Annotated in this window: 31 protein-coding genes; 25 read left to right on the forward strand and 6 right to left on the reverse strand. The window is 58.3% G+C overall.

Going from position 1 to position 26,386, the window contains the following annotated elements; genetic code table 11:
* Positions 1-30: 30 nt before the first annotated feature.
* Positions 31-270, reverse strand: a complete 240-nt coding sequence (locus BM347_RS02040; RefSeq protein ID WP_093914747.1) for a hypothetical protein — start codon at positions 268-270, stop codon at positions 31-33.
* A gap of 106 nt (positions 271-376) precedes the next feature.
* Between BM347_RS02040 and BM347_RS02045 the strand changes: the two genes are divergently transcribed.
* Positions 377-661 carry a DUF2312 domain-containing protein gene (locus BM347_RS02045; protein ID WP_093914748.1) on the forward strand — a complete coding sequence of 95 codons (285 nt, stop codon included), beginning with the start codon at positions 377-379 and terminating at the stop codon, positions 659-661.
* Positions 662-805: 144 nt separating this feature from the next.
* Entirely contained in the window at positions 806-2,137 is a 1,332-nt protein-coding gene (gene tig / locus BM347_RS02050; protein WP_093914749.1) for a trigger factor, read from the forward strand.
* Positions 2,138-2,254: 117 nt separating this feature from the next.
* On the opposite strand, the gene BM347_RS02055 is transcribed toward tig, so the two are convergent.
* The 4 genes from BM347_RS02055 to rpsF all read right to left on the reverse strand — a co-directional run bounded on the left by BM347_RS02055 (position 2,255) and on the right by rpsF (position 4,249).
* The gene (locus tag BM347_RS02055; protein ID WP_093915375.1) at positions 2,255-2,698 is read right to left on the reverse strand and encodes a lytic transglycosylase domain-containing protein; all 444 of its coding nucleotides are present in this window, start codon (positions 2,696-2,698) and stop codon (positions 2,255-2,257) included.
* 299 nt (positions 2,699-2,997) lie between these two features.
* Positions 2,998-3,618, reverse strand: coding sequence for a 50S ribosomal protein L9 (rplI, locus tag BM347_RS02060; protein WP_093914750.1), 621 nt, complete (start codon positions 3,616-3,618; stop codon positions 2,998-3,000).
* A gap of 11 nt (positions 3,619-3,629) precedes the next feature.
* Entirely contained in the window at positions 3,630-3,857 is a 228-nt protein-coding gene (gene rpsR, locus BM347_RS02065) for a 30S ribosomal protein S18 (RefSeq protein WP_005852865.1), read from the reverse strand.
* 29 nt (positions 3,858-3,886) lie between these two features.
* Positions 3,887-4,249: a 30S ribosomal protein S6 gene (gene rpsF, locus BM347_RS02070; RefSeq protein ID WP_093914751.1), complete on the reverse strand. Its 363-nt coding sequence runs from the start codon at positions 4,247-4,249 to the stop codon at positions 3,887-3,889.
* 324 nt (positions 4,250-4,573) lie between these two features.
* On the opposite strand from rpsF, the gene BM347_RS02075 reads away from it, so the two are divergent.
* Positions 4,574-5,149, forward strand: coding sequence for a YceI family protein (locus BM347_RS02075; RefSeq protein WP_093914752.1), 576 nt, complete (start codon positions 4,574-4,576; stop codon positions 5,147-5,149).
* A 75-nt stretch (positions 5,150-5,224) separates the two neighbouring features.
* Here BM347_RS02075 and BM347_RS02080 read toward each other — a convergent pair whose 3' ends face one another.
* Complete coding sequence (locus tag BM347_RS02080; RefSeq protein WP_093914753.1) at positions 5,225-6,427, reverse strand: cytochrome b/b6 domain-containing protein; 1,203 nt, start codon at positions 6,425-6,427, stop codon at positions 5,225-5,227.
* Positions 6,428-6,569: 142 nt separating this feature from the next.
* Here BM347_RS02080 and fabD point away from each other — a divergent pair, with 142 nt between their 5' ends.
* From fabD to BM347_RS02195, 22 genes are all read left to right on the forward strand, one after another.
* Positions 6,570-7,502, forward strand: coding sequence for an ACP S-malonyltransferase (gene fabD, locus BM347_RS02085; RefSeq protein WP_093914754.1), 933 nt, complete (start codon positions 6,570-6,572; stop codon positions 7,500-7,502).
* A gap of 46 nt (positions 7,503-7,548) precedes the next feature.
* Positions 7,549-8,286: a 3-oxoacyl-[acyl-carrier-protein] reductase gene (fabG, locus tag BM347_RS02090; protein WP_093914755.1), complete on the forward strand. Its 738-nt coding sequence runs from the start codon at positions 7,549-7,551 to the stop codon at positions 8,284-8,286.
* Between the two features lie 201 nt (positions 8,287-8,487).
* Positions 8,488-8,721, forward strand: a complete 234-nt coding sequence (locus BM347_RS02095; protein ID WP_093914756.1) for an acyl carrier protein — start codon at positions 8,488-8,490, stop codon at positions 8,719-8,721.
* Between the two features lie 177 nt (positions 8,722-8,898).
* A complete protein-coding gene (locus tag BM347_RS02100) occupies positions 8,899-9,432 on the forward strand; it encodes a GNAT family N-acetyltransferase (protein ID WP_093914757.1) in 534 nt (177 codons plus the stop codon).
* An 85-nt stretch (positions 9,433-9,517) separates the two neighbouring features.
* Positions 9,518-10,777: a beta-ketoacyl-ACP synthase II gene (gene fabF / locus BM347_RS02105; protein WP_093914758.1), complete on the forward strand. Its 1,260-nt coding sequence runs from the start codon at positions 9,518-9,520 to the stop codon at positions 10,775-10,777.
* Positions 10,777-11,961, forward strand: coding sequence for an endolytic transglycosylase MltG (mltG, locus tag BM347_RS02110; RefSeq protein ID WP_093914759.1), 1,185 nt, complete (start codon positions 10,777-10,779; stop codon positions 11,959-11,961). The genes fabF and mltG overlap by 1 nt, the downstream gene beginning before the upstream one ends.
* 467 nt (positions 11,962-12,428) lie before the next feature.
* Entirely contained in the window at positions 12,429-13,799 is a 1,371-nt protein-coding gene (locus BM347_RS02120) for a DNA-packaging protein (RefSeq protein ID WP_483883286.1), read from the forward strand.
* Between the two features lie 190 nt (positions 13,800-13,989).
* A complete protein-coding gene (locus BM347_RS02125; RefSeq protein ID WP_093915376.1) occupies positions 13,990-15,168 on the forward strand; it encodes a phage portal protein in 1,179 nt (392 codons plus the stop codon).
* A complete protein-coding gene (locus tag BM347_RS02130) occupies positions 15,161-15,385 on the forward strand; it encodes a GTA head formation protein, RCAP_rcc01685 family (RefSeq protein WP_093914761.1) in 225 nt (74 codons plus the stop codon). Before BM347_RS02125 ends, BM347_RS02130 begins: the two co-directional genes overlap by 8 nt.
* A 38-nt stretch (positions 15,386-15,423) precedes the next feature.
* Positions 15,424-16,020, forward strand: coding sequence for an HK97 family phage prohead protease (locus BM347_RS02135; protein ID WP_093915377.1), 597 nt, complete (start codon positions 15,424-15,426; stop codon positions 16,018-16,020).
* A 40-nt stretch (positions 16,021-16,060) separates the two neighbouring features.
* Positions 16,061-17,236 carry a phage major capsid protein gene (locus tag BM347_RS02140; protein WP_093914762.1) on the forward strand — a complete coding sequence of 392 codons (1,176 nt, stop codon included), beginning with the start codon at positions 16,061-16,063 and terminating at the stop codon, positions 17,234-17,236.
* A 163-nt stretch (positions 17,237-17,399) separates the two neighbouring features.
* A complete protein-coding gene (locus BM347_RS02145) occupies positions 17,400-17,999 on the forward strand; it encodes a head-tail connector protein (protein ID WP_093915378.1) in 600 nt (199 codons plus the stop codon).
* Positions 17,996-18,334, forward strand: a complete 339-nt coding sequence (locus BM347_RS02150) for a head-tail adaptor protein (protein ID WP_093914763.1) — start codon at positions 17,996-17,998, stop codon at positions 18,332-18,334. The genes BM347_RS02145 and BM347_RS02150 overlap by 4 nt, the downstream gene beginning before the upstream one ends.
* Positions 18,331-18,741, forward strand: a complete 411-nt coding sequence (locus BM347_RS02155; RefSeq protein ID WP_093914764.1) for a DUF3168 domain-containing protein — start codon at positions 18,331-18,333, stop codon at positions 18,739-18,741. Before BM347_RS02150 ends, BM347_RS02155 begins: the two co-directional genes overlap by 4 nt.
* Positions 18,742-18,777: 36 nt before the next feature.
* Positions 18,778-19,218, forward strand: a complete 441-nt coding sequence (locus BM347_RS02160) for a phage major tail protein, TP901-1 family (protein ID WP_093914765.1) — start codon at positions 18,778-18,780, stop codon at positions 19,216-19,218.
* 4 nt (positions 19,219-19,222) lie between these two features.
* Entirely contained in the window at positions 19,223-19,537 is a 315-nt protein-coding gene (locus tag BM347_RS02165; RefSeq protein ID WP_093914766.1) for a gene transfer agent family protein, read from the forward strand.
* Between the two features lie 29 nt (positions 19,538-19,566).
* On the forward strand, positions 19,567-19,743 hold the full coding sequence (locus BM347_RS02170) for a rcc01693 family protein (RefSeq protein WP_245764193.1): 177 nt from the start codon (positions 19,567-19,569) through the stop codon (positions 19,741-19,743).
* The gene (locus BM347_RS02175) at positions 19,740-20,396 is read left to right on the forward strand and encodes a phage tail tape measure protein (RefSeq protein WP_093914768.1); all 657 of its coding nucleotides are present in this window, start codon (positions 19,740-19,742) and stop codon (positions 20,394-20,396) included. Before BM347_RS02170 ends, BM347_RS02175 begins: the two co-directional genes overlap by 4 nt.
* Positions 20,397-20,408: 12 nt before the next feature.
* Positions 20,409-21,041 carry a DUF2460 domain-containing protein gene (locus tag BM347_RS02180; protein ID WP_093914769.1) on the forward strand — a complete coding sequence of 211 codons (633 nt, stop codon included), beginning with the start codon at positions 20,409-20,411 and terminating at the stop codon, positions 21,039-21,041.
* A complete protein-coding gene (locus BM347_RS02185; RefSeq protein ID WP_093914770.1) occupies positions 21,041-21,928 on the forward strand; it encodes a DUF2163 domain-containing protein in 888 nt (295 codons plus the stop codon). Before BM347_RS02180 ends, BM347_RS02185 begins: the two co-directional genes overlap by 1 nt.
* Positions 21,925-22,371: an NlpC/P60 family protein gene (locus BM347_RS02190; RefSeq protein WP_093914771.1), complete on the forward strand. Its 447-nt coding sequence runs from the start codon at positions 21,925-21,927 to the stop codon at positions 22,369-22,371. The genes BM347_RS02185 and BM347_RS02190 overlap by 4 nt, the downstream gene beginning before the upstream one ends.
* Positions 22,371-26,309: a baseplate multidomain protein megatron gene (locus BM347_RS02195; protein WP_093914772.1), complete on the forward strand. Its 3,939-nt coding sequence runs from the start codon at positions 22,371-22,373 to the stop codon at positions 26,307-26,309. The genes BM347_RS02190 and BM347_RS02195 overlap by 1 nt, the downstream gene beginning before the upstream one ends.
* Positions 26,310-26,386 lie beyond the last annotated feature (77 nt).

Here is a 26,386-nt window from a genome sequence, read left to right on the forward strand (position 1 = left end):
GTTTCAAGCTCTAATGCGCGCGCCGGGCAATCAGCCCAGCATGACCCCGATCACGACCATCATCAGACCGATCACTGACAGGAACAACGCCCCGAGGTTCAGCGGCAGCGCTTTTTGCAAGACCGCGCGCATCTCGTCTTCCGGCAGGTTGGCGCGTTTTGCGCGCATTACGGTGAAGATACACCAAACAAGGCCAAAAAATCCCACCAGCGTGATCACCGCGCCGGACCAGATGAGAATGTCGAACAAAAATATTGATGTATTTTCCATGGGGCGCGAGCTATCTCAATCGGCAAGGTATCGCAAGTGTGGCTTGCGGCAGGGCAGACGCGGCGTTAGTCAGGGCGCTGACCCTTTCCAGACACAGGATCCCGCAATGAGCGACAGTGCTACAAATCCCGAATCCGCCGACGTTGTTGGCGATGCAACCTACCGCGTGACCGCAAACGAGCTGCGCCAGTTCGTCGAGCGTATTGAACGTCTTGATTCAGAAAAGAAAGATCTGGCCGAGCAGCAAAAAGAGGTTATGGCCGAGGCGAAATCGCGCGGCTACGACACCAAAGTGCTGCGCAAAGTGATCTCGCTGCGTAAACGTGACAAAGACGACATCGCCGAAGAAGAAGCCGTTCTTGAAATGTATAAAGAAGCCTTGGGGATGTAGTCGGGGCTTGGTTTGGCGGGTTTTATGCGCCGCCGGTCCGGGCCTACCCCAAATCCGCTTGCGCCCAAGCGCAGGCCCAAATAGAAGAGCGGAAATTTTTCCGCCCGCGCCGATTATCGCGCGGCCTTACCCTATGGAGCAAACATGCAGGTCAACGAGACGCTGAACGAAGGTCTGAAACGCGGCTATGCCATCACTGTGACAGCAGCTGAGCTGGAGGCCAAGGTCAACGAGAAGCTGGCCGAAGCACAGCCCGAAGTCGAAATGAAGGGCTTTCGCAAAGGTAAAGTACCTATGGCGCTGCTGAAAAAGCAGTTCGGTCAAAAGGTTATGGGCGAAGCCATGCAAGAAGCCATCGATGGTGCCATGCAAGAGCATTTCGAAAAGTCCGGCGATCGCCCCGCGATGCAGCCCGATGTGAAAATGGCCAACGAAGACTGGAAAGAAGGCGACGACGTCGAGGTCACCATGACCTATGAAGCGCTGCCAGAGATTCCTGACGTTGATCTGACATCCATCAAGCTTGAGAAAATGGTCGTCAAAGCCGACGATGCCGCCGTTGAAGAAGCGTTGGCAAACCTGGCGGAGACCGCGCAAGACTTTGAATCGCGCAAGAAGGGCACCAAAGCCAAAGACGGCGACCAGATCGTGTTCGATTTCTTGGGCAAGGTTGACGGCGAAGCGTTCGAGGGCGGTGCTGCTGAGGATTATCCTTTGGTACTGGGTTCGAACTCCTTCATTCCCGGTTTTGAAGAGCAGCTGGTTGGTGCCGTTGCGGGCGAAGAAAAGGACGTTACCGTTTCTTTCCCGGATGATTACCAAGCTGAGCATCTGGCCGGCAAAGAGGCCGTGTTTGAATGCAAAATCAAAGACGTTAAAAAGCCTGTCGCTGCCAAGATCGATGACGAACTGGCAACCAAGTTTGGTGCAGAAGATCTGGCCGGTTTGAAGACACAAATCGCCGAACGTCTGGAAGCCGAATACATGGGCGCATCCCGCGCTGTGATGAAGCGCGGCCTGCTGGACGAGCTGGACAAGCTGGTCAGCTTTGATCTGCCACCGTCCTTGCTGGACGCTGAAGCAGGACAAATCGCGCATCAGCTGTGGCACGAAGACAACCCTGATGTTCAGGGCCATGACCACCCAGAGATCGAAACCACGGAAGAGCACAAGACACTGGCAGCACGCCGCGTTCGTCTTGGCCTGCTGTTGGCAGAGCTGGGTCAGAAGGCCGAAGTTCAGGTGTCTGACGCCGAGATGACCCAAGCGATCATGAATCAGGCACGTCAGTACCCGGGTCAAGAGCGCCAGTTCTTTGAATTCGTTCAGCAGAACCAGCAAATGCAGCAGCAGCTGCGTGCGCCATTGTTTGAAGACAAGGTTGTTGATCACGTGTTTGAACAAGCAACATTGAAGGAAAAAGAAGTGTCTAAAGAAGACCTTCAAAAAGCTGTTGAAGCGCTGGAAGACGAATAAGTCTGACGACCTTCACGGTGAAAATTAGCGAAGGGCCATCCGTTTGGGTGGCCCTTTTGCTATCTGGCAGTGGCGGAATTTTTCAAAATTCCGGGCCGGAAGATTCGAATTTTCCGATCACCCTTTGCGCAGGCCGGTTTCCACGAGCATGCCGCGTTTTTTGGCCTCAAAGTAATAGCCACTGGCATACCATTTGATCGCCGTCGCGTGATCGCCATCTGCAAGCAGCCAAGCGCCGCGCAGATATTTCACGCCGTATTTCAGGTTCACATCAGGGTTCAGCAGATCATCCGAGCTGCCCTGAAAGCCCATCCCGCGCGCTGTGGCGGGTAGTATCTGCAACAGCCCGTAATAGGTGCCATTGCGGGCCTCTGGGCGGTGTGTGCTTTCGCGAATTGCCAAGCGATGTACCAGCGGGCGGGGAACCTCGTAAAAGTCGGCCCATTTGTTAATCAACCCGCGCAGTTCCGGTGTTTCATTCGGGTGAAGCTGCATTTTAGGGGCTGGGCCGGGGGACGACGTGCCTGCGCAAGCGGCAAGGGCGGTGGAGCATACGATCATCTGGCACAAAAGGCGGCGGGATAGGGCTGTCATCTGGGCACTCTGGTTTTTGCTAGGCAAACACTACAACGGACGCGATGTCGCGCAACTGTGGCGGTATTGCATGGGCAGAGGGGTGCCCAAACCAGCTCTGATCGGCGTAGAACCGCAGATCGGGGGCATTGGCGTGCAAAAAATTTCTTTCGTGGGGCCGGTTCTATCAATGGTTATCGGCAGAGGTAAATAGAGCCCCCCAAAATGAAAACGCCGCCCCCGGTCAATGCGGGGACGGCGTTAAATTTTCTAAGGCATTGAGAGACTTAAGCTTTCGCTTCGTCGTCTTCCTGCGCTTCAACAGCTTCTGCCAGATCTTCGTCGTCATTCGCGGCAGAGCCGATATCGTCGAACAATTCGGAAATCTCGAACTCGGCTGCGGCTTCTTCTTCCGCTGCCAGTTCCTGGATCGACTTGCCTGCGGCTTGAAGATCGGCCTCTTCAGGGGAACGTGCAACGTTCAGCTGAATGGTGGCTTCGACTTCGGGGTGCAGAACAACTGTTACCTCGTGCAGGCCCAGATCCTTGATCGGGCTGCGCAGGACAACCTGCTTGCGGTCAACTGTAAAGCCCTCGGCGGTTGCTACTTCGGCGGCGTCACGTGTTGTAACGGAACCGTACAAAGCACCCGAATCGGAAGCAGAGCGGATGACGATGAACTGCTGACCGTTCAGCTTGTCCGACATCGCTTCGGCTTCTTTTTTGGTCTCGAGGTTTTGCGCCTCAAGCTGTGCTTTCTGGCCTTCAAAGGCTTCGATGTTGGCTTTGGAAGCCGACAGCGCTTTGCCTTGGGGCAGCAGATAGTTGCGTGCGTAGCCGGGCTTTACGTCCACGACTTCGCCCATTTGGCCAAGCTTGGCTACACGTTCCAGAAGGATAACTTGCATGTGCTTTCTCCTTACTTAACGGCGTAGGGCAGCAAGGCGAGGAAGCGGGCGCGTTTGATGGCACGGGCCAATTCACGCTGCTTTTTCGCAGAAACTGCAGTGATACGGGACGGCACGATTTTGCCACGCTCAGAGATGTAGCGCTGCAGCAGACGTGTGTCTTTGTAGTCGATTGCCGGTGCGTTGTCGCCCGAGAAGGGGCAGACTTTACGACGGCGGAAAAATGGTTTTGCGGCCATGGTTTATGTCCTTTCTTTCAAGCTGATGATCAACGGCGCTCGCGGCGTTCGCCGCGCTCGGGGCGTTCGTCACGTTTTTGCATTTGAACGGATGGCAGTTCTTTGTGCTCATCAACTTTGATGGTCAGAACGCGCATTACGTCATCGTGCAAACGCATCAGACGTTCCATTTCCTGAACGGCGGTTGCAGGTGCATCCGAACGCAGGAAGGCATAGTGGCCCTTGCGGTTTTTGTTGATCTTATAGGCCATCGTTTTGACGCCCCAGTATTCGCTGTCGACAAGTTTGCCTTCGTTGTCAGCCAATACGGTGCCAAAATGTTCGATAAGGCCCTCTGCTTGCGTGTTGGACAAGTCCTGACGCGCAATCATAACATGCTCATAAAGCGGCATGTGCACTCCTATTTATATCAAGGCGCATTTCATAGGCGAGGCATTTGCGTTTTGCGGCCCCACCACGAGAGACTGCGCGGTTCAAAAGATGATGCAAAACGAAGGGCCGATATACACGGTTTCGCGTGCAGGGCAAGGGGCAATGCGCTGTGTCAAAAGGGTGTGATCGGCTGCTGTCACTATCACGGATCAAAAACCACTGTGCTATACTTTTTGTGCGCGCAACTGTTCATTCTTGCGCAGACAGTGTTTGCCCCTGCTGGGTTGCCTACCGCCGTAATTGCGCCATTTAGTCCATATGACAATCCAACCGGAGTATTTATCATGACTTTCAAATCCATCCTGCTAGCCACGGCCCTGACATTGGGTGCAACATCCGCCTTTGCCGCCGAAAAATATGTTCTGGACGCCAGCCACAGCCAGATCGTTTTCACCTATAACCACCTTGGGTTTTCCACAACGACCGGCATGTACAGCGGTTTTGATGGCGAAATCATGCTGGACGAAGCAGAGCCTGCGAGTTCTTCTGTCACCGTGTCCTTTCCGGTTATGGATATGATCACCGGCTGGCAGCCGCGCACCGATCACTTTATGTCCCCAGACTTTTTCGGCGCAGCCGAAGGTGACATGGTGACATTCACGTCGACAGGTATCGAAGTGACAGGCGAGAAAACCGGCCTGATCACCGGCGATTTGACCATGAACGGCGTAACGAAATCGGTCGTTCTGGATGCCACGCTGAACCAAATGGGCGATCATCCGATGGCGGGCAAACCTTGGGCCGGTTTCGACGCAACAACAACGGTTTTGCGCTCGGACTACAACCTTGGCAAGTTCGCGCCTTTCGTGAGCGACGAAGTCAGCATCAACATTTCCATCGAGGCAATGAAAGCGGACTAAGCTTTCTAGCCAAGTGGTTGAAATGAAAACGCCGGGGTTAGTGCCCCGGCGTTTTTTTATTTGGCGGCTGGCCGTTTATTGCGCAGCGCGGGTTGCCGTCAGGGCAATATCAATAGCGACATCAAACCCTAGCGTTCCGGCGTCCGTCACGCTGTCACCAATGGCAAAGGCACGTCTGTCCAAGGTCGTTGTGGCCTGCATCGTCGCAGTGTCGCCATCAATCGTCAGGCTAAAGGGCAGGGACACCGGCACTGACTGGTCTTTTATTGTGAGCGTGCCGTCGGCGAGATATTCGCCATTTGTCACCGTAATGTCGGCCGCAAATGTGGCGGTGGGGAAGTTTTCAGCGTTGAAAAAATCCGCGCCCATTGCCTGATCCGTGACTGACCCGAGGGTGAGCGACGGGATTGCGATTGTCGTGGTGACGTTGCCCGCTTTGCCCTCTGTTACCGTTTCGTCAAAGGAAATGGCGGAGGTCCAATCGCTAAAGCTGCCCTCGACTGCCGAACCGAACTGGCTGACGGTGACGCCGATTGTGCCATCTTGGACCGTCCATTCGGATGCCACCTGCTCCAAAGCGGGCGCAGGGGCCGCGCCGCCATTCTCGCCAGACAGGCCCACGGCAGCGCTTGCGGCCACAGTGGCTAGCCAGATCGCCGCAGCGGTCAGCACGGGTGCGCTGCTGTGATGTTGGGCAGGCATGGGGCCGATGGGCGGTTCGCCCGGCAGCATGCGCCGCAGGGTCGAATCGCGATCGATAAAGTGGTGTTTCAGCGCGCCAGCAAAATGCAGGAACAACGCGCCCATGAGAACTTTGCCGGAAATGACGTGAATGGCACCAAATAAATGTTCTACATCAGTGCTTTTCGGGACCAGTGGCAAATTTTGGCCAAAGGGCCACCAGATCGGCGCGAAACCTGACGCGGCGGCGTGGCTGATCCAACCTGCAAGTGGCACAATCACGAGCGACGCGTAGAGCACCCAATGCACGGTTCCCGCCAGCCAGCTTTCCAGCTTTTTATCCGCGTTCAGCAGCCCCGGTTTGGGTTGGCTTATCGCCCAGATGATCCGTGCCAGCGCCACAAAAAACACCGAAACACCCATGGTTTTATGGATCGAGAAGAACCATGCTTTTTGCGTCAGCTGGTCTTGGGTCTCATAGGGTAAATCCTCGGCAAACATGCCAGACCCGATCAAAGCGATAATCAGTAAAGCCGTCAGCCAGTGAAAAAACTTTGTGACGCCGCCGTAGCGGATTGCGGTGTTGCTAATGGCCATTTGGGTCTCCGGGTTATGGGGTTATAGTTTACGTCAAAGCGGTGCGCGGCGGCAATTACGGATATGCGCACAGGGTCGGTGCAGGCTTGTTTGCGCTGACCCCACAGGATAAAGCCGTTTTAATCAGAAACGGGGGGACCTTATGAGCATTGCATTTGTATATCCGGGCCAAGGCGCGCAAACCATCGGCATGGGCCGTGATCTGGCGGATGCCTATCCAGCGGCCAAGGCCGTGTTTGACGAGGTCGACGAGGCGCTTGGTGAAAAACTGTCGACATTGATCTGGGAAGGCGAGGCCGAGGCGTTGACCCTGACCCAGAACGCGCAGCCTGCGTTGATGGCCACATCGATGGCCGCCATGGCCGCGCTGAACGCCGAAGGGATTACCGTTGAAAAGGCCGCATTTGTTGCGGGCCATTCCTTGGGTGAATACGCAGCACTTTGTGCGGCAGGCACATTTTCGCTGGCAGACACGGCGCGCTTGTTGCGCATCCGTGGCCGCGCCATGCAAGCCGCTGTACCGGTTGGGGAGGGCGCAATGGCTGCCCTGCTGGGGCTGACCTTTGAGCAGGCCGAACAGGTTGCTGCCGACGCGGCCCAAGGCGATGTGTGCCAAGTCGCCAACCAGAACGACCCGGCGCAAAACGTTGTGTCAGGCAGCAAGGCAGCCGTCGAACGTGCGCTTGATCTGGCCAAGGCCGCCGGGGCGAAACGCGCCTTGCTGCTGCCGGTGTCTGCACCGTTCCACTGCGCGCTGATGGCCCCCGCTGCCGAGGAAATGGCCGAAGCCTTGGCCGGCGTGACGATGAATGCGCCCTCGGTACCGGTCGTGGCAAACGTGGTGGCCGAGGCCGTCAGCGATCCCGACCAGATCCGCAAGTTGTTGATCGAACAGGTCACTGGGCAGGTGCGGTGGTTGTCGTCGGTGGAATGGATGGGCGCGCAGGGCGTCACCGAGATCTGGGAAATCGGTGCGGGCAAAGCATTGTCCGGCATGATCCGCCGCATCAACAAGGAAATAACTTGTGTGAATGTCGGCACCGCCGCAGATGCAGCGGCAATGAACACCGCGTAAACCCACCCGATAAATACGGCGCAAGCCGCGACTAAAGGATATTTATATGTTTGATTTAACAGGTAAAAACGCGCTGATCACCGGGGCATCCGGGGGCATTGGGGCCGATATCGCACGCAGTTTGCATGCCCAAGGCGCGACCGTGGGACTGTCTGGCACCCGCACTGAGCCGCTTGAGGCGCTCAAGGCCGAGCTGGGCGAACGTGCCCATGTTTTGCCCTGTAACCTAAGCGATATGGACGCTGTCGAAGCCCTGCCCAAACAGGCGATCGAGGCGATGGGGTCGGTTGATATTTTGGTCAACAACGCCGGTATCACCCGCGATAACCTGTTTATGCGCATGTCGGATGACGAATGGAATTCGGTGATCAACGTGAACCTCACCGCAACGTTCAAACTGTGCAAAGGCGTGATGCGCGGCATGATGAAATCCCGCTGGGGCCGGATCGTAAATATCTCAAGCGTCGTGGGGGCAACGGGGAACCCCGGACAGGCCAATTACGCTGCATCCAAGGCCGGTATGGTGGGGATGTCAAAGTCGCTCGCTTATGAAGTTGCCAGCCGCGGCATCACGGTGAACGCGATTGCACCGGGCTTTATCACCACGGCGATGACCGAAAAACTGACCGATGATCAGAAAACGGGAATCATGTCGCAAATTCCCGCCGCACGCATGGGTGAGCCGGCGGAAATCGCCGCTGCCGTTGTTTATCTGGCCAGCGCAGAAGCGGCTTATGTTACAGGGACCACCTTGCATGTGAATGGTGGTATGGCCATGTTATAGCGGCGCGCTGCAAAGCGTTTGCCAAACTTGCGTCTTATGCTAAAGGAGGCGCAGAAACGAATTTGGGAAGGCTTGATCGCCCCCCATGTCTTGTGTCAACAAGAACCATAGCCGCCCCTCGGGGCACGATCCAAACGGGCCTGCAGGCTTTGGGCGGAAACAGAAGAGGGCAAGAGTTGCCCGAATGAATGAGGACAGATTATGAGCGACGTCGCAGAACGCGTAAAGAAAATCGTAGTAGAGCACCTGGGTGTTGAAGAGGACAAAGTTGTTGAGAACGCGTCGTTCATCGACGATCTTGGCGCAGACAGCCTGGACACTGTTGAACTGGTGATGGCGTTCGAAGAAGAATTCGGCATCGAAATCCCAGATGACGCAGCTGAAAACATCCAAACCTTCGGCGACGCGGTCAAATTCATCAAAGAAGCTTCCTAAGCCTTCTTTCGATGGCCCGCGACGCGGGTTGATCAGTAAAAATTCTAGAAAACGGCGTTCTTTCAAATGGAAAGGACGCCGTTTTTTTCGTTTGATTTGGCGATTTTACTTGTTTCACCACCGCAGGTTGGGTGAAAGTGGCGGCGTAATAAGTTTAGCGTGAAAGTAATTCACCATATGTCTCGAGCTGTACCAACGATCAACACCGCCCGACTGACCTTGAGGTCAATGCGTTCCGATGATTTCGCCCGTTTTGCGGAAATCTGGGCCACGCCTGAGGTCGTCACCCACATCAGCGGCAAACCCTGGCCAAAAGCGCGGTCTTGGGATGCATTTTTGCGCAACGCCGGTCATTGGCAGGTCGCGGGATTTGGCCAATGGGCAATCCAGCCGCGCGGCACCCTTGAGATGGCGGGGCAGACCGGGTTTTTCTTTGGTGCGCGCGGATTTGGTGATGATTTCGACCCTTATCCCGAGGCCGGGTGGGTTTTGTCCCCAGATGCGCAGGGCAACGGGTTGGGCCTTGAGGCGGCGACTGCGGCCCATGATTGGTTTGACCGCGTTGTGACCGGACGCACCGTCTGTATGATTGATGCGCAAAACGATGTGTCGCTGCATTTGGCCGATACATTGGGCTATGCGACGCTACGCAATGTAGAGGTCGAGGGCACCAATGTGCGTCTGATGACACGCAAAGGCCCGCCGAACTGAAATGGAACTGGTCTATCGCGTCTTGAAATTCGACACGGTGCCAAGGTATAGCCGACCAACGTAGAAATGCACCAAGGGGCTTGATATGCGCAGAGTAGTTGTGACGGGTTTGGGGCTGGTGACGCCTTTGGCCGATGGGGTCGAGGCCAGCTGGGCGAGAATTCTGGACGGTCAATCGGGCGCAGGCCAGATCACCGGTTTTGATCCCAGCCGTTTGGTCACGCAATACGCGTGCGAAGTTCCCCTTGGCGATGGCACCGACGGTACGTTCAATGCCGACGCCTATATGGAGCCTAAAGAGCAGCGCAAGGTTGATACGTTCATCTTGTTCGGCATGGCCGCTGCACAGCAGGCCATTGAGGATTCCGGTTGGACCCCGACCGATCGTGAAGATCAGGACCGCACCGGCGTGTTGATCGGCTCGGGCATCGGCGGGTTGAATTCCATCGCGAACACAGCCGTAATGATGCATGAAAAAGGCCCGCGCCGCGTAAGCCCGTTCTTTGTGCCCGGCGCGCTGATCAACCTGATTTCGGGGCAGGTTTCGATTCGCTATGGTTTCCGCGGGCCTAACCATTCGGTTGTGACCGCTTGTTCGACTGGCGCGCATGCCATTGGTGATGCAAGCCGGTTGATCATTCACGGCGATGCCGATGTGATGATCGCAGGCGGGGCCGAGGCCGCGATTTGCGAAATCGGCATGGCTGGCTTTAACGCCTGCAAGGCGCTGTCGACCAAGCGTGGCGACGACCCGACCAAGGCCAGCCGTCCCTATGACGCGGACCGCGATGGGTTTGTCATGGGCGAGGGCGCAGGAATCGTTGTGCTGGAAGAATACGAACACGCCAAAGCGCGTGGCGCAAAAATTTACGCCGAAGTTCTGGGCTATGGCCTGTCGGGTGACGCATATCACATCACGGCACCTGCCGAAGACGGTGACGGGGCCGAACGGTCCATGCGCAATGCGTTGCGCGGGGCGGGGCTTGAGCCAAAGGATGTCGATTACATTAACGCCCATGGCACATCGACCATGGCTGACGTGATCGAATTGGGCGCGGTTGAACGTATGCTGGGCGATGCGGTTGAAGGCGTCACCATGTCGTCGACCAAATCTGCCACCGGACACCTGCTGGGTGCTGCGGGCGCGATTGAGGCGATATTCTCGATCCTTGCGATCCGCGATCAGGTGGCACCGCCCACCATCAACTTGGAAAACCCGGCTGTTGAGACAAAGATTGATCTGGCTCCGAACAAAAAGGTCGAGCGTAAGATTGATGTGGCGCTTAGCAACTCGTTCGGATTTGGCGGCACCAACGCGAGCGTGCTGTTCGGAAAGATCTCCTAATGTGGCGACATATTGCGTCTAACGCGGTGACGTTCCTGATTTTGGGGCTGTTCCTTTTGGGCGGTGTCATCCTTTGGGGGCGGGGGCAATATGATGCGCCCGGCCCGCTGGCACAAGCGATTTGCCTGCAGGTCGAACGTGGATCAAACATGCGTGCCGTGGGTAATAACCTTGCCGCGCAAGAGGCCGTAAGCTCGGCGATGGTTTTCCGTTTGGGGGCCGAATATGAGGAAAAGACCCAAGCGCTTAAGGCAGGCAGTTTTCTGATCCAGCCCGAATCCAGCATGAAAGAGATCGTGGACACGGTCACACGGGGCGGCGCAAGCACCTGCGGCACCGAAGTTGTGTACCGGATCGGCATCAACCAAATCAGCACACAGGTGCGCGAGCTTGACCCTGCGACCAGCAAGTATGTTGAACGGGTTGAGTTTACGCCGGGCGTGGACGAGCTGCCTGAGATTTACACCCAGACCAAAGCCAACGCCGACACGCGGTATCGCATCGCCGTCGCCGAGGGTGTGACCAGTTGGCAAATCGTCGAGGCGATGAAGTCGATTGATTTGCTGGACGGTACTGTTGCCGCTGTCCCCGCCGAAGGCACATTGGCCCCTGACAGCTATGAGGCGACCAAAGGCCAAGACCGTAATACCATTCTGGCGTTGATGCAGGCGGTGCAGGAACAGCGGCTGGCGGAAGCATGGGAAGCGCGTGATCCGGGGCTGCCAATCGAGACGCCGCAAGAGATGCTGATCCTAGCGTCGATCATCGAAAAAGAGACTGGCGTGCCAGAAGAACGCCGACAGGTGGCCAGCGTGTTTATCAACCGTTTGAACCAAGGCATGCGGTTGCAGACCGACCCGACGGTGATCTACGGCATCACCAAGGGCGAGGGTGTACTGGGGCGCGGATTGCGTCGTAGCGAACTGCGGGCAGCGACGCCTTTTAACACCTATGTCATCGACGCTTTGCCGCCCACACCAATTGCAAACCCGGGTCGCGCAAGCCTGATGGCCGCCGCGCAACCTGCTGAAGAGGATTATGTTTTCTTTGTTGCAGATGGCACCGGCGGACATGCATTTGCGCAGACTCTGGAAGAGCATAACCGCAATGTGGCTGCTTGGCGTGTGATCGAGGCAGAGCGTGGTGCAGCGGCGGCAGGAAATGCGTCAACGGGGGGCGATTGATCCTGCGATTGGGGCTGGAATTTTAAGAATTTCTTAACCATCGTAAGGGCTTGGAAGGTTTTGGTAACTTTGTTTTCCTTGACTTTGCGACCGCTCTGACGTAGATATTTAGGCATGCTAGACGAAATGGGCAGACGGCCCCGGATTAACTTCCGGTGGCCGTTTTTCGTTTTCGCTCGGATTTGGAGGTTCCAAACGAGAGGCTTGAGCAACAATGACTATGATTACCCCGGAGCAAGAGATTGCGACAAGCGAAGAGCATTTCAGCGCGCTTCAATCAGCAATCCGCGACCTGCGTCGCGAAATCCAGAGCCTGAAAGAACAGGCCATTTCCGGGGAGGAATTAAATGAAACTGCGGCGTCCAAGGCACTGGCTAAAGCCAGTGGCATGGTGGCGACTTGCGTCAAAGTGGAGACCTATCTTAATGACTGTAGGAACAGACAAGCGGGCATCGCGCGCGGCGGCTATGCCCTTGATCTTGGCCGAGCGCGGGCTGAGATCGGGTGCAAGCTGGATAGGCTCCGCCGATGCGGCGCTGCAAGACCAGTTTCTGAATGAACTGGATGAGGGAGAGCTTTTGGCTCTCCCTTTTTTGTTCGAGTTTTGGGCGATGCCGCATCAATTGCCGCCAGAGGGCGATTGGCGGTCATGGGTGATTTTGGGCGGGCGTGGTGCGGGCAAAACCCGCGCCGGTGCCGAATGGGTCCGGTCGCAGGTCGAAGGCGCGCGGCCCCTGGACGCAGGACGCTGCCGGCGCGTAGCGCTGGTGGGCGAGACGATTGAACAGGTTCGCGAGGTGATGATCTTTGGCGACAGCGGTATTCTGGCCTGTTCGCCCGCAGACCGGCGGCCTGACTGGGAAGCAATGCGCAAGCGATTGGTTTGGCCAAACGGGGCGGTAGCATCGGTGCATACGGCGCATGACCCTGAAGGGTTGCGCGGCCCGCAATTTGATGCGGCCTGGGTGGATGAGCTGGCCAAGTGGAAAAAAGCCGAAGAGACGTGGGACCAGCTGCAGTTTGCCTTGCGGTTGGGGGATGACCCGCGCGTTTGTGTCACGACAACGCCGCGCAATGTGGGGGTGCTGAAAAAGCTTTTGGCGTCCCCTTCGACGGTACAGACGCACGCGCCAACCGAGGCGAATGCTGCGAACCTCGCAGGCTCGTTTCTGGAAGAGGTACGGGCGCGTTATCGCGGGACGCGGTTGGGACGGCAAGAGTTGGACGGCGTGTTGCTGGCCGATGCGGAAGGCGCGCTGTGGACATCAGAGATGCTGGAGGCAGGGCGTGTGTGCGATTTGCCTGTGTTCGACCGGATTGTCGTGGGGGTTGATCCGGCCACGACCGCCGGATCGGCGTCGGATGAATGCGGGATCGTGGTTGTAGGCGCGCAGACCAATGGGCCGCCACAAAACTGGCGGGCTGTGGTGCTGGCAGATTGCACGGTGCAAGGGGCCACGCCATCGGGTTGGGCGCGCGCCGCGATCTCGGCGATGGAGCAGCACGGCGCGGATCGGTTGGTGGTCGAGACCAACCAAGGCGGGTTGATGGTGGGCGAAGTCCTGCGCCAGATCGATCCACTGGTGCCGTTGAAATCGGTTCATGCATCGCGGGGCAAGGTGGCCCGGGCCGAGCCTGTGGCCGCACTTTATGAACAGGGGCGGGTTGCCCATGTGGCGGGGATGGATGCGCTAGAGGATCAGATGTGTCGGATGACCGCGCGGGGGTATGAGGGCAGTGGATCGCCGGACCGGGTGGACGCGATGGTCTGGGCCTTGCACGAGTTGTTGATTGAACCCGCTGCCCATTGGCGGGCACCGGGGGTGCGATTGCTGTGACTGGGCGCGCGCGTGGCGGGCCGGCCCTTCGGGGAGAGTTTACTTGGCAAAATGAAGCAGCGGGCGCGTGCCGGCGGGCAGCGTACGGTCGGTTTCAGAGGCGTTAAAGGTTTATTGGCAATTTGATTTTGCAGGTGATTTGATTTTGGGACGACGCGCAGCAGTGACGCGTGCACAGGAGTGGGGCGATATGGTTTTTGATTTTCTACGGCGCGGGGCGGCGGGTGAATTGCCCGAGCAGAAAGCATCGGCGACTGGCCCCACAGTGGCGTATCAGACCGGTGGCCGTGTGGCGTGGAGCCCGCGTGATGCGGTCAGCCTGACACGGGCCGGATTTTGCGGCAATCCGGTAGGGTTTCGGTCGGTTAAGTTGATTGCGGAAGCTGCGGCGGCTTTGCCCCTGGTCCTGCAGGATGCTGATCGCCGCTATGAGACGCACCCCTTGATGGCGTTGATCAGCCGTCCGAATGGCGGTCAGGGCCGGGCGGAGTTGCTGGAGGCGCTGTACGGGCAGTTGCTGTTGTCAGGGAACGGGTATGTCGAAGCCGTGGGGGGCGAGGCCGATGTGCCGGTGGAACTGCATGTATTGCGGTCGGACCGGATGTCGGTGGTACCCGGCGCTGATGGATGGCCCGTTGCCTATGAATATGCGGTCGGCGGGCGCAAGCACAGGTTTGACGCCAGCGGCCCTGTCGCGCCAGTGTGTCATATCAAGAATTTTCACCCTCAGGATGATCACTATGGGTTCAGCCCCATGCAGGCGGCGGCGATGGCGATGGATGTGCATACATCCGCCTCGCGGTGGAGCAAGGCGTTGCTGGACAATGCCGCGCGCCCGTCCGGGGCGATTGTCTATCGGGGTGCGGAGGGGCAGGGCAAGCTAAGCGACGATCAGTATGACCGTCTTGTTTCGGAGATGGAGAGCAACCATCAAGGCGCGCGCAATGCGGGGCGGCCGATGTTGTTGGAAGGGGGGCTTGATTGGAAGCCTATGGGGTTCTCCCCCTCGGATATGGAATTTCATAAAACCAAGGAAGCCGCCGCGCGCGAGATCGCTTTGGCCTTTGGCGTGCCACCCATGCTGCTTGGGATCGCAGGGGATGCGACCTATGCCAACTACCAAGAGGCGCATCGGGCGTTTTACCGGCTGACTGTGTTACCTCTGGCCACCCGTGTGACCGCTGCCTTGGCACATTGGTTGTCCGGCTTTTCGGGGGAGACGCTCGCGTTGAAGCCGGATCTCGATCAGGTGTCAGCATTGGCGCAGGAGCGCGATGCCCAGTGGGCCCGTGTGGCCGGAGCAGATTTCCTGAGCGAGGCAGAGAAGCGCAGCCTGTTGGGCCTGCCTGCGGTGGCCGCAGATGCGTGAGGATATCCGGCTTGATCAGTTTGAATGCGCACCGGGGTTGCGGTTGCAGGCGCATGAGCGCGTGAGTGCGATCCACCACGAGAACCTTTTGCAGCGGCTGGACCGGCTGGAGGAGATGATGTCGCGGCTGGAGCGGCGATTGTGGCTGACGGTTTACGGTGTCGTGGCTGTTATCCTGGCACAAGGGGTGCAGTCGTTCTTGGTGGTGCAGCCCTAGGGATTTGAATTTCAAAGGAGACGGTCATGGAAAATGACATGTTTAACCCCGGCCAAGCGCCGGGGAACGAGAGAGTTTTGCCGGCAGTCGGCACCGGTCTGGAGCATAAGTTTGCCCGTTTCGGGGGGGGGATCACCGTGGAGGACGGCACCGAGATCAGCGGCTATGCCAGTCTGTTTGGCGCGGCTGATCAAGGCGGGGACGTGGTGCGCAAGGGTGCCTATGCCGCGTCGCTTGCCGCCGGAACCAAGTCGGGTCACCGGATCAAGATGCTGTGGCAGCACGACCCAAGCCAGCCGATCGGCGTGTGGGATGAGGTGCGCGAAGACGCCAAGGGCCTTTGGGTCAAGGGGCGCATTCTGGACAGTGTGGCACGGGGGCGCGAAGCAGCAGCCTTGGTCGCGGCGGGGGCCATTGACGGGTTGAGCATCGGCTATCGCACGGTGCGGGCCGCCAAGAATGACGCGGGCCAACGCATGCTGACCGAGCTGGATTTATGGGAGGTGTCACTGGTGACGTTTCCCATGCTGCCGACCGCGCGGGTCGCGGCAAAGAGTGATTTCGTCGCGGTGGGTGATGTGCTGCACGAAATGGCAGAGGCGTTCGAAGACGCGCGGGCACAGCTGAAGTTGTAGAGGCCCGGCCCGAATACCAACTTTAACCAAGGGTATGTGAATGGATCAGATGAACACGAAAACACGCGGCGCGTCTGCGTCAGCCGCTGAGGAAGTCCGCGAAGCCGTCACCGGCTTTGTTCAGGATTTCAAAGGCTTTCAGGCCGAAATGACGACCAAGTTGCAACAAACAGAAGAGCGAATGACCATGTTGGACAGAAAAATAACTTTGCCTGCGCGTACACCTTTAGGCGGTGCTGTGGATGCGGGCGCGCCCCATCAAAAAGCGATGAATGCCTATATTCGCAACGGCGATGATGACGGGTTGCGCGGCCTTGAGATGGAAAGCAAATCCATGTCGTCGGCGGTAAACTCCGATGGCGGCTATCTGGTGGATCCGCAGACGTCGGACCGGGTCAAATCGGTATTGAATGCCACGGCGTCGATCCGAGCGATTGCATCGGTCGTACAGGTCGAGGCAACATCTTATGATGTGCTGGTGGACCACACTGACGTTGGCGCTGGTTGGGCCACCGAAGCAGGGGCCGTGGGCGAAACAGACACGCCGCAGATTGATCGCATCACAGTGCAACTGCACGAGCTGAGCGCCTTGCCCAAAGCGTCACAGCGGCTGTTGGACGATTCCGCTTTTGACATCGAAGGCTGGCTGGCGGGACGCATCGCGGACAAGTTTTCGCGGGCTGAGGCGGCGGCGTTTATCAACGGTGATGGGATCGACAAACCCAAGGGTCTGCTGGCGCATGCCGCCGTGGACAATGACGTCTGGGCCTGGGGTAATCTGGGCTATGTGCCGACCGGCGTTGACGGCGAGGTTACGGCGGATGCTGTGGTTGATCTGGTCTACGCTTTGGGGGCCCAGTACCGCGCGAATGCGAGCTTTGTCATGAGCTCGAAGACCGCGGGCCGGGTGCGCAAGCTCAAGGATCTCGATGGCCGTTTCTTGTGGTCTGATGGTCTGGCGCAGGGCGAGCCTGCACGCCTGATGGGCTATCCAGTACTGGTGGCTGAGGACATGCCGGATGTTGCGACGGATTCATTTTCAGTCGCGTTTGGTGATTTTGCGGCGGGCTATACCGTGGCTGAGCGCCCCGACCTGCGCATCCTGCGTGATCCGTTCAGTGCCAAGCCGCATGTGCTGTTCTACGCCACCAAACGTGTCGGCGGTGATGTCAGCGATTTTGCAGCCATCAAGCTTTTGAAATTCGGCACCGCGTAAAGCGGCGTCGAATACGGGGCCGGGGCAACTTGGCCCCGGTCCGGGCGCGTGCCGCAAGGTGTGGGTGCATTGTCTAGCTGCTCCCTCCGACCGAGCAATGCAGCCCGGTACGCGTCCGGGTTCCTTTTGGGGACAGGGAAGAACGGAATAGATGGAGATTTCCATGATGTTGATCGAAGAGACAAGCGTACCGGATACCGCCTTGCCGGTTGACGCGTTCAAGGGCCATCTGCGGCTCGGGAGCGGGTTTGGCACCGACAGCTTGCAAGACGAGGTATTGGTTGGATTTCTGCGCGCCGCCCTGGCCGCAATAGAGGTCCGGACTGGTAAGGTGTTGATGCGGCGTGGGTTTATTTGGTCGCTGAATGCGTGGCGCAGCCCCGAAGGACAGGTGCTTCCTGTAGCCCCGGTGCATGGGGTGAGCAGCGTGACGCTCGTTTCCCGTGGGGGGATCTCGACCGTGATCGCGGCAGAGCGCTATTGGTTGGAAAAGGACGCGCAGCGCCCGCTTTTGCGCCCAGCTGACGCGGTTTTGCCCGCCATTCCCAAAGGCGGGACGGTCTCAATTGAGATGGATGCGGGCTTGGGTACGACATGGGATCAAATTCCACCTGACCTGCGGCAGGCGGTGTTCTTGCTGGCCGCCCATTATTACGAATTTCGCCATGAAACCAGCCTGAGCGACGGGTGCATGCCCTTTGGCGTCAGCAGCCTGATTGAGCGGTACAAGACCATGCGCATTGGCTTTGGAGCGGGTACATGAAACGGTTGAATCTGAACCGACGCTTGGTGCTAGAGGCCCCCACGCGCGAGGGCGACGGGGCCGGCGGCTACCGTGTGGTCTGGACGGCGCTCGGCACGTTATGGGCCGAAGTGACTGCGCGCAGTGGGCGCGAGGTAAGTCAAGCGGGGGTGCCGGTAAGCCGTATGGGCTATGCGATTTGCGTGCGCGCGGCACCGATGGGCAGCGCTGAGCGGCCAGAACCTCAACAGCGGTTTCGCGATGGCGCGCGGGTCTACAGCATTGAAACGGTGGCGGAGCGTGACCCCCAAGGGCGCTACCTGCTTTGCCTCACACAAGAGGAGCTGATCGTATGAGTTATGCCATATCAGGACCATTGCAGCAGGCGGTATTTGCGGCTCTTTCGGCGGATCTTGCGCTGACCGATCTGGTCGGGACGGATATCTTTGATGCCGGACCCGTGGGGGATGTACCGCCACTATATGTGCGCCTAGGCGACGAAGACGTGCGCGATGCCTCGGACGGGAGCGGCGCGGGGGCGGTGCACCAGTTTGGTATTGCCATCGTCAGCGCAGCCCCGGGGTTTGCAGATGCCAAACAGGTTGCAGGGGCAATCAGTGATGTTCTGCACAACGCGGATCTGACGCTGAGCAAGGGGCATCTGGTGAGCCTGCAATTCTCTCGTGCGACGGCTAAATATGTCGCCGCCGCTCAGGTTCGCCAAATCGACATGCAGTTTCGCGCACGTGTGCAGGACGGCTGAGGCAACACCCGACATTCATTTTCAAGGAGAACCCAGATGACAGTTCAAGCAGGTAAAGACCTTTTGGTTAAAGTGGACATGACAAGTGATGGCCAGTTCGAAACCATCGCGGGCCTGCGCGCCACGCGCATCAGTTTCAACGCTGAACCGGTCGAGGTCACATCGTTGGACAGCAATGGTGGATGGCGTGAGCTTCTGGCCGGTGCTGGTGTGCGATCTGCTGCGATCAGCGGGTCGGGCGTGTTTCGCGACGCTGGCACGGACGAGCGTGCGCGCCAGTTGTTTTTCGATGGGCTGACCCCCGATTTCCAGATCGTCATCCCCAGCTTTGGCATTATCGAAGGCCCGTTTCAGGTTGCCGCGATTGAATACGGCGGATCGCTAAATGGCGAGGCTACCTATGAGATCAGCATGCAGTCGGCGGGGGAATTGGTCTTTACCCCCGATGTGGTCGTTGACCCGGGCACCGGGGCATAGGCGCATGGCAAATCCGTGGAGGGGGGATGTCGCGCTTGTCGTTGACGGGCAACGCCATGTGGCGCGTCTGACGCTGGGGGCCTTGGCCGAGTTGGAGGATACGCTGGAAGAGCCGTCCTTGATGGCGCTGGTCGAGCGGTTTGAAAGCAACCGTTTCTCAAGCCGCGACGTATTGCGTCTGTTGGTGGCGGGCTTGCGCGGAGGCGGGGTCGAGACGTCCGAAGACGCCTTGGGACAGGCGCAGATTGACGGTGGCCCCATGGGCGCTGCTAAAGCCGCCGCTGAGCTGTTGGCCCGTGCGTTTGTGGTGCCTGCGTGACAGGCCCGAAGGGTCTTGATTGGCCTGCCATGATGCGGGCCGGTCTTAAGGAGTTGGGGCTGACGCCTGCTGATTTCTGGGCGCTGACTCCGGCAGAGTTGCAGCTGATGCTGGGCACGGCGGGGGCGCAAACGCCGTTACTAAGCGATGGATTGTCGGCGTTGATGGCCGCCTATCCCGACACATCGGAAGGGAACGAAAAATGACAGATAATGGGTTTGAGGGTCTTGAGGACGGGGCCGAGAGGCTGAACACCACATTGGCAGAGACCAGCAGCTTGGTCTCTGGCTTTGATGGCGAATTGCGCCGGATGCGCACGGCGATCGCCGGAACAGGCAGGGATGTTGCCACGCTGGAAAAGGGGCTGAGCCGGGGTCTGCGCCGCGCCTTTGATGGGATCGCGTTTGATGGGATGAAACTGTCCGATGCGCTGTCCACCGTCGCGCGTTCTATGGCCGACACGACTTATAACGCGGCGATCAAACCGGTTTCCGATCACGTCGGCGGGATGATCAGCCAAGGCGTCGGGTCGCTTGTTCAGGGTATTTTGCCATTTGCCAATGGCGCACCGTTTTCCCAAGGCAAGGTTATGCCCTTTGCCCAAGGCGGCATCGTGAGCAGCGCGACAGCGTTCGGAATGCGCGGCGGCATGGGCGTGATGGGAGAGGCGGGGCCAGAAGCCATCATGCCGCTGGCGCGTGGCCCTGACGGGAAGCTGGGGGTGAAGGGCAGCGGCGGCGGAGGCACAACCGTGGTTATGAATATCTCGACCCCGGATGTGCAGGGTTTTCAACGCAGCCAAAGCCAGGTTGCAGCACAGATGTCGCGGGCGCTGAGCAGCGGCAACCGCAACCGGTAAAGGAGCGCCGACATGAATTTCCATGATGTTCAATTTCCACCTTCCCTCAGCTTTGGGTCCGTTGGTGGCCCGCAGCGGCGGACGGATGTTGTCACGCTCGCAAACGGGTTCGAGGAACGCAATACGCCATGGTCGCATTCGCGGCGGGTGTATGATGCGGGGCTTGGCATGCGGTCAATTGACGATTTGCAGGCGCTGACGGGGTTTTTCGAGGCGCGGTTTGGTCAGATGTACGGCTTTCGTTGGAAGGATTGGTCTGATTTCAAATCGTGCCGCTCTGCCCTTGAGGTTGCCTTTGACGATCAGGTGCTTGGGTTTGGCGACGGCGTTCAAACCGATTTCCAGCTGGTGAAAATTTACGAGTCCGGTGATCACAGCTATTTGCGCCCCATTGCCAAGCCGGTGCAGGGAACCGTGCGTGTTGGTATTGAACAAGACGAGCTGCAAGAGGGGATCGATTACGAGATCGACACCACCACCGGAATCGTCCGTTTCGACAACGCACCCGGCAGTGAACTGGTCGTGTCGGCGGGTTTTGAATTCGATGTTCCGGTACGTTTTGACACGGATCGCATCCTGGTGAGCGTCGCCAGTTTTCAGGCCGGACAAGTACCCAATGTCCCAGTGATCGAGGTGCGTGGCTGATGTTTGAATTTAATGCAGAGCTGGATGCCCATCTGAAATCCGGCATGACTTCACTTTGTCATGCATGGTCGATCCGCAGGCGCGACGGGATTGTGCTTGGATTCACCGATCACGACCGGACTTTGTCCTTTGAGGGGGTAACGTACAACGCTGACAGTGGCCTCAGCGCGCGGGCTCTGTCGCAAAGCACGGGGCTGTCGATCGATAACACCGAAGCCATGGGCGCACTGACCCATTGGGCGATCCGCGAAGATGAAATTGAACAGGGCCGTTATGACGAGGCCGAGGTGACGTGCTGGCTGGTGAACTGGGCCGATGTCTCGCAGCGTACCGTATTGTTTGGCGGCAGCATCGGGGAAATGCAGCGGTCAGCCGGGGCGTTTCGGGCCGAGTTGCGCGGGTTGACCGAGGCGTTGAACCGCCCCTTGGGCCGGATCTATCAAAAGCCCTGCAGCGCGGTTCTGGGGGATACCAATTGCGCGTTTAATCTGGACACCCCCGGATATACTGCGCTGGTCGCTGTAGACTATAGCGAAGAGGGACGGATCTTTCGCTGGGACAGCTTGCATGGGTATGTTGATGGATGGTTCGCGCGGGGACGGTTTGAAGTTCTGGACGGGCCTGCTGCCGGTTTGTGGGGAATGATCAAGTATGACCGCCCGCTAGATAATCAACGCGAGATCGAGTTGTGGGAGCCTATTCGCGGTGCCGTGACTACCGGAACGCAGGTGCGGATGTTTGCGGGGTGCGACAAGCGGATGGAGACATGCCGTTTCAAGTTCACAAACATGCTCAATTTCCAGGGTTTTCCCGACATCCCTAATGAGGATTGGGTGATGGCTGTGCCCAAGCAGTCGGGCTCGAACACCGGTGGATCCCTGCGATGACCGAATTTCAGGATCAGATCGTGACGGCCGCGCGCGGTTGGATTGGAACGCCTTATGTTCATCAAGGCGCTGTCAAAAATGCAGGCTGCGATTGTCTGGGTTTGCTGCGGGGGGTGTGGCGCGAGGTTCTAGGCCCTGAGCCTGAAGTGGTTCCTGCCTATTCGATGGACTGGTCCGAACCGCAAGGGGACGAACGTTTGTGGCGGGCCGCCCTTCGGCATCTTGAGCCGAAAGAACTGAGCGACGAAGCGGCGGGCGACGTGCTGCTGTTTCGGATGCGCGGCGGCGCTGTTGCAAAACATCTGGGGCTGGCCGCAGGGCTGGGGCCGGATGCCACGTTTGTTCACGCCTATAGCGGTCATGGCGTGACCGAAAGTCCGCTCAGTGCGCCTTGGCGGCGCAGGATTGTGGCACGATTTGCATTTCCGACGGAGGCGAACTGATGGCGACGATATTACTTTCAGCAGCGGGTGCGGCGGTTGGCGGCTCAATCGGGGGCACGGTTGCTGGGTTGTCCTCGGTCGCGGTGGGCCGGGCCGTCGGCGCGACATTGGGCCGGATTATCGATCAACGCTTGCTGGGCGAGGGTGCACAAGCGGTTGAAACCGGCAAGGTGGACCGGTTTCGTTTGACGAACGCCGGGGAGGGTGCTGCGGTAACCGAGCTATATGGCCGTATGCGGCTTGGTGGCCAGGTTATCTGGGCGTCAGATTTTGCCGAAACGACGACGGTGACCCGCAGCGGTGGTGGTGGAGGCAAAGGCGCACCAAAGAAACCGGAAACGACAACGACCGAGTACAGTTACTCGGTGAGTCTTGCCGTGGCTCTGTGCGAAGGCGAGATTACTGGGGTTCATCGTATATGGGCCAACGGAGAGGAAGTTGCTCCGAGTGATCTGAACATCCGTGTCTATCGTGGCACATCTGATCAATTGCCTGATCCAACAATTGCCGCTGTTGAGGGCGCTGATCGCGTCCCGGCATATCGTGGAACAGCCTATGTTGTGTTCGATAACCTGCCGCTTGGTCAGTTTGACAACCGCGTGCCGCAGTTTTCGTTCGAGGTCACGCGCCCTGAGGAAGTCGGATCACCGGAAGCTGCGCAAAGTGTGACACATAATGTGCGCGGCGTGGCTTTGATCCCGGGCACGGGCGAATATGCGCTGGCCACGACGCCGGTGCATTACAAGCAAGGGGCAGGCGCAAGGTGGAGCGCCAATGTATCGACCCCATCGGGCAAGACCAATTTTCTGACATCGCTTGAAAACCTGCGTACCGATTTGCCTAAGCTTGAGGCCGCATCGCTGGTTGTGTCCTGGTTTGGCAGCGATCTGCGCTGCGGTGAGTGCGCCGTCCGGCCCAAGGTTGAAAGCGCCACGATTGAGGGTGAAAATATGCCGTGGCGCGTCTCGTCGCTGCCGCGCAGTGGGGCGCAGGTGATCGTGCAACAGCACGGTAGGCCGATATATGGCGGCACGCCTGACGACCGCTCGGTGATTGAGGCCATTCACGCGATGAATGCGGCTGGCAAGGCCGTTTTATTCTACCCGTTCATTCTGATGGACCAACTGGCTGGCAATACCTTGCCAGACCCCTATAGCGATGCGCATAGCCAGCCTGTATTGCCGTGGCGTGGGCGGATCACCTTGTCCAAGGCACCGGGGCAAAACGGCAGCCCTGATGGTACCGCGACCGCCGATGCGCAGGTTGCAGCCTTTTTTGGCACAGTGACTGCGGCGCATTTTCACGTGTCGGGCGGGCAGGTTAGCTATTCCGGGCCTGATGAATGGTCGCTTTCACGTTTTATCCTGCATTACGCGGCCTTATGCGCCGCCGCTGGTGGCGTCGATGGATTTTGCATTGGGACCGAGATGCGTGGGCTGACCCAAATTCGGGGCGCAGGAGGGATGTTTACGGCTGTGCAGCGTTTCCGCGCCCTCGCAGCCGAGGCGCGTGCCTTGCTTGGGGCTGGCACCAATATCAGCTATGCAGCTGATTGGTCAGAGTATTTTGGCTATCAGCCGCAAGATGGCAGCGGTGATCGGTATTTTCACCTTGATCCACTTTGGGCTGATCCCAATATCGATTTTATCGGCATCGACAACTACATGCCGTTATCTGACTGGCGCGAGGGTCATGACCATCTCGACGCGCAGCAGTGGGATGCGATCTATAATATTGATTATCTCACGTCCAATGTTGAAGGGGGCGAGGGCTATGACTGGTATTACCATTCAGACGAAGCCCGCGCTGCGCAGATCCGAACGCCGATCACAGATGGGCAGGAAAACGAACCGTGGATCTATCGCTATAAGGACATTCGCAACTGGTGGTCGAACCCGCATCACGAACGCATCGGTGGCACGCGCGCCGCGAACCCAACCGCTTGGGTGCCTGAGTCAAAACCGATTTGGTTCACTGAATATGGCTGCGCCGCGATTGATGGTGCGACGAACCAGCCGAACAAATTTCTGGATTTGAAAAGCTCGGAAAGCCGTTTGCCGTATCATTCCACAGGCGCCCGGGACGAGTTTATCCAAGTGCAATATTTGCGCGCTTTTACCAACCATTGGGGGAACCCTGCGCATAATCCGATCTCGGCTGAGTATGGGGGGCCGATGATTGATATGTCGCGCGCGTTCGTTTGGGCCTGGGACGCGCGCCCCTATCCATTCTTTCCAAACAATCGCGGGCTGTGGAGTGATGGGCAAAACTATGCGCGGGGGCATTGGCTGAATGGACGCACGTCGTCGCAACCCTTGTCTGCGGTTGTTGCCCAGATATGCCGCCGCGCCGGATTGACGGCTTTTGATACTTCCGCACTTTATGGCGTTGTGCGGGGCTATGTCGTTGATCAGGTCAACGATGCACGGGCAAGCTTGCAACCGCTGATGCTGCGGTATGGGTTTGATGCTGTTGAACGTGGCGGCGTCTTGCAATTTGTGATGCGTAACGGCTTGGACCCTGTGCGTCTGGACACCACACAGCTGGTTGACAGTGGCGAGGTGAACGGCGGGCTCGAGCAGATCCGTGAATCGCAAGCCGAAATCGCTGGCCGCGTGCGGCTGCGTTTTGTTCAGGCGGACGGAAATTTCGACAACATCGCCGAGGAAGCCGTGTTGGCGCAAGATGCCACCCACGCTGTGGCTGCGTCTGAGTTCAACATGGCACTGACCCGTGCTGAAGGACGGCAAGCCATCGAACGTTGGCTTGCAGAGGCGCGGATCTCGCGGGAAACTGTGCGGCTGGCGTTGCCGCCTTCGATGCTGGCCGTCGGCGCGGGAGACATAATTGAATTGCCCTCGGAAGGGGAAGAGACGAGCGGACTTTACCGCATTGACCGGGTGGAGCTGGGCGACTTGCAAGTGGTCGAGGCCGTTCGCATTGAGCCGTCAGTTTATGCGCCCGCGCCCTTTGAAGATGAACTGGCGACGCTCAAACCCTTTTTCGCGCCTGTTCCGGTGTCCGCAGTGTTTATGGACCTGCCGCTGCTGCGTGGGGACGAGGTGCCGCATGCGCCCTATATCGCGACGACGGCGCAGCCTTGGCCGGGCAGCGTGGCAGTCTATAGTGCCGCCACGGACGAGAATTACCATTTGAATAAAGTGCTGCCGACCCGCGCCATCATGGGGGTGACGGAAACGGATTTGCCCTCTGCAAGGCCGGGTGTGTTTGATCGCGGCGGGGCTTTGCAGGTGCGTCTGACCAGCGGTACCCTGGAAAGAGTTGAGGAGTCCGCGCTGCTTGGCGGGGCCAATCTGGCGGCGATTGGTGACGGCACTGCCGACAAGTGGGAGGTGTTTCAATTCAGCGAGGCAGAGCTGGTAGCCCCGAACACCTATTTGCTGAAAAACCGGCTACGCGGACAGGCGGGTTCGGATGCGCTAATGCCGCCGGTATGGCCCGTTGGTTCAAAATTCGTTTTGCTGAACGGCGTTCCCTCGCAATTGGCGCTCAGCCCCAACTTGCGGCGTATCACGCAGCATTACCGGATCGGACCGGCGCAGCGCGGCTATGATGATCCGTCTTATATTCATCGCATAGAAGCATTTAATGGCAATGGGTTGCGCCCGCTCAGCCCCTGTCATTTGCGCGCCACAGCTGTGACTGGCGGCACCGATCTGACGTGGATCCGGCGCACCAGAGTTGACGGGGACCGGTGGGAAAACATCGAGGTACCTCTTGGCGAAGAGACCGAGCAATATCTGGTGCGCGTTTTGCTGAACGGTCAAACCCTGCGCGAGACCTATACGTATGTTCCCAATTGGCAATATACGGATGCGATGCGCTCTGCTGACGGTGTGACGGGGCAGGTTCTGATGTCTGTTGCCCAAATCTCGGCCAGTTACGGCGTGGGGCCTGCGGGATATGTGACCGTGTAAGCGACATTCCGGCAACCCTGATCCCTTTCATCAAAGATATTGATGCGAAGGATCAAGGCTTTGCGTTTGGCACTTTG

The sequence above is a fragment of the Sulfitobacter marinus genome, from assembly GCF_900116285.1.
GTDB lineage: Bacteria > Pseudomonadota > Alphaproteobacteria > Rhodobacterales > Rhodobacteraceae > Sulfitobacter > Sulfitobacter marinus.

Coding starts and splice junctions, on each gene's coding strand:
- BM347_RS02150 (WP_093914763.1), top strand. CDS start 17,996: ATGAAACGGTTGAATCTGAACCGACGCTTGGTGCTAGAGGCCCCCACG.
- BM347_RS02075 (WP_093914752.1), top strand. CDS start 4,574: ATGACTTTCAAATCCATCCTGCTAGCCACGGCCCTGACATTGGGTGCA.
- fabF (WP_093914758.1), top strand. CDS start 9,518: ATGCGCAGAGTAGTTGTGACGGGTTTGGGGCTGGTGACGCCTTTGGCC.
- BM347_RS02190 (WP_093914771.1), top strand. CDS start 21,925: ATGACCGAATTTCAGGATCAGATCGTGACGGCCGCGCGCGGTTGGATT.
- BM347_RS02195 (WP_093914772.1), top strand. CDS start 22,371: ATGGCGACGATATTACTTTCAGCAGCGGGTGCGGCGGTTGGCGGCTCA.
- BM347_RS02055 (WP_093915375.1), bottom strand. CDS start 2,698: ATGATCGTATGCTCCACCGCCCTTGCCGCTTGCGCAGGCACGTCGTCC.
- tig (WP_093914749.1), top strand. CDS start 806: ATGCAGGTCAACGAGACGCTGAACGAAGGTCTGAAACGCGGCTATGCC.
- BM347_RS02165 (WP_093914766.1), top strand. CDS start 19,223: ATGGCAAATCCGTGGAGGGGGGATGTCGCGCTTGTCGTTGACGGGCAA.
- BM347_RS02175 (WP_093914768.1), top strand. CDS start 19,740: ATGACAGATAATGGGTTTGAGGGTCTTGAGGACGGGGCCGAGAGGCTG.
- BM347_RS02170 (WP_245764193.1), top strand. CDS start 19,567: ATGATGCGGGCCGGTCTTAAGGAGTTGGGGCTGACGCCTGCTGATTTC.
- BM347_RS02095 (WP_093914756.1), top strand. CDS start 8,488: ATGAGCGACGTCGCAGAACGCGTAAAGAAAATCGTAGTAGAGCACCTG.
- BM347_RS02100 (WP_093914757.1), top strand. CDS start 8,899: ATGTCTCGAGCTGTACCAACGATCAACACCGCCCGACTGACCTTGAGG.
- BM347_RS02080 (WP_093914753.1), bottom strand. CDS start 6,427: ATGGCCATTAGCAACACCGCAATCCGCTACGGCGGCGTCACAAAGTTT.
- BM347_RS02145 (WP_093915378.1), top strand. CDS start 17,400: ATGATGTTGATCGAAGAGACAAGCGTACCGGATACCGCCTTGCCGGTT.
- BM347_RS02140 (WP_093914762.1), top strand. CDS start 16,061: ATGGATCAGATGAACACGAAAACACGCGGCGCGTCTGCGTCAGCCGCT.
- BM347_RS02040 (WP_093914747.1), bottom strand. CDS start 270: ATGGAAAATACATCAATATTTTTGTTCGACATTCTCATCTGGTCCGGC.
- rplI (WP_093914750.1), bottom strand. CDS start 3,618: ATGCAAGTTATCCTTCTGGAACGTGTAGCCAAGCTTGGCCAAATGGGC.
- fabD (WP_093914754.1), top strand. CDS start 6,570: ATGAGCATTGCATTTGTATATCCGGGCCAAGGCGCGCAAACCATCGGC.
- BM347_RS02155 (WP_093914764.1), top strand. CDS start 18,331: ATGAGTTATGCCATATCAGGACCATTGCAGCAGGCGGTATTTGCGGCT.
- BM347_RS02185 (WP_093914770.1), top strand. CDS start 21,041: ATGTTTGAATTTAATGCAGAGCTGGATGCCCATCTGAAATCCGGCATG.
- BM347_RS02120 (WP_483883286.1), top strand. CDS start 12,429: ATGCCCTTGATCTTGGCCGAGCGCGGGCTGAGATCGGGTGCAAGCTGG.
- fabG (WP_093914755.1), top strand. CDS start 7,549: ATGTTTGATTTAACAGGTAAAAACGCGCTGATCACCGGGGCATCCGGG.
- BM347_RS02045 (WP_093914748.1), top strand. CDS start 377: ATGAGCGACAGTGCTACAAATCCCGAATCCGCCGACGTTGTTGGCGAT.
- mltG (WP_093914759.1), top strand. CDS start 10,777: ATGTGGCGACATATTGCGTCTAACGCGGTGACGTTCCTGATTTTGGGG.
- BM347_RS02125 (WP_093915376.1), top strand. CDS start 13,990: ATGGTTTTTGATTTTCTACGGCGCGGGGCGGCGGGTGAATTGCCCGAG.
- BM347_RS02135 (WP_093915377.1), top strand. CDS start 15,424: ATGTTTAACCCCGGCCAAGCGCCGGGGAACGAGAGAGTTTTGCCGGCA.
- rpsR (WP_005852865.1), bottom strand. CDS start 3,857: ATGGCCGCAAAACCATTTTTCCGCCGTCGTAAAGTCTGCCCCTTCTCG.
- BM347_RS02130 (WP_093914761.1), top strand. CDS start 15,161: ATGCGTGAGGATATCCGGCTTGATCAGTTTGAATGCGCACCGGGGTTG.
- BM347_RS02160 (WP_093914765.1), top strand. CDS start 18,778: ATGACAGTTCAAGCAGGTAAAGACCTTTTGGTTAAAGTGGACATGACA.
- rpsF (WP_093914751.1), bottom strand. CDS start 4,249: ATGCCGCTTTATGAGCATGTTATGATTGCGCGTCAGGACTTGTCCAAC.
- BM347_RS02180 (WP_093914769.1), top strand. CDS start 20,409: ATGAATTTCCATGATGTTCAATTTCCACCTTCCCTCAGCTTTGGGTCC.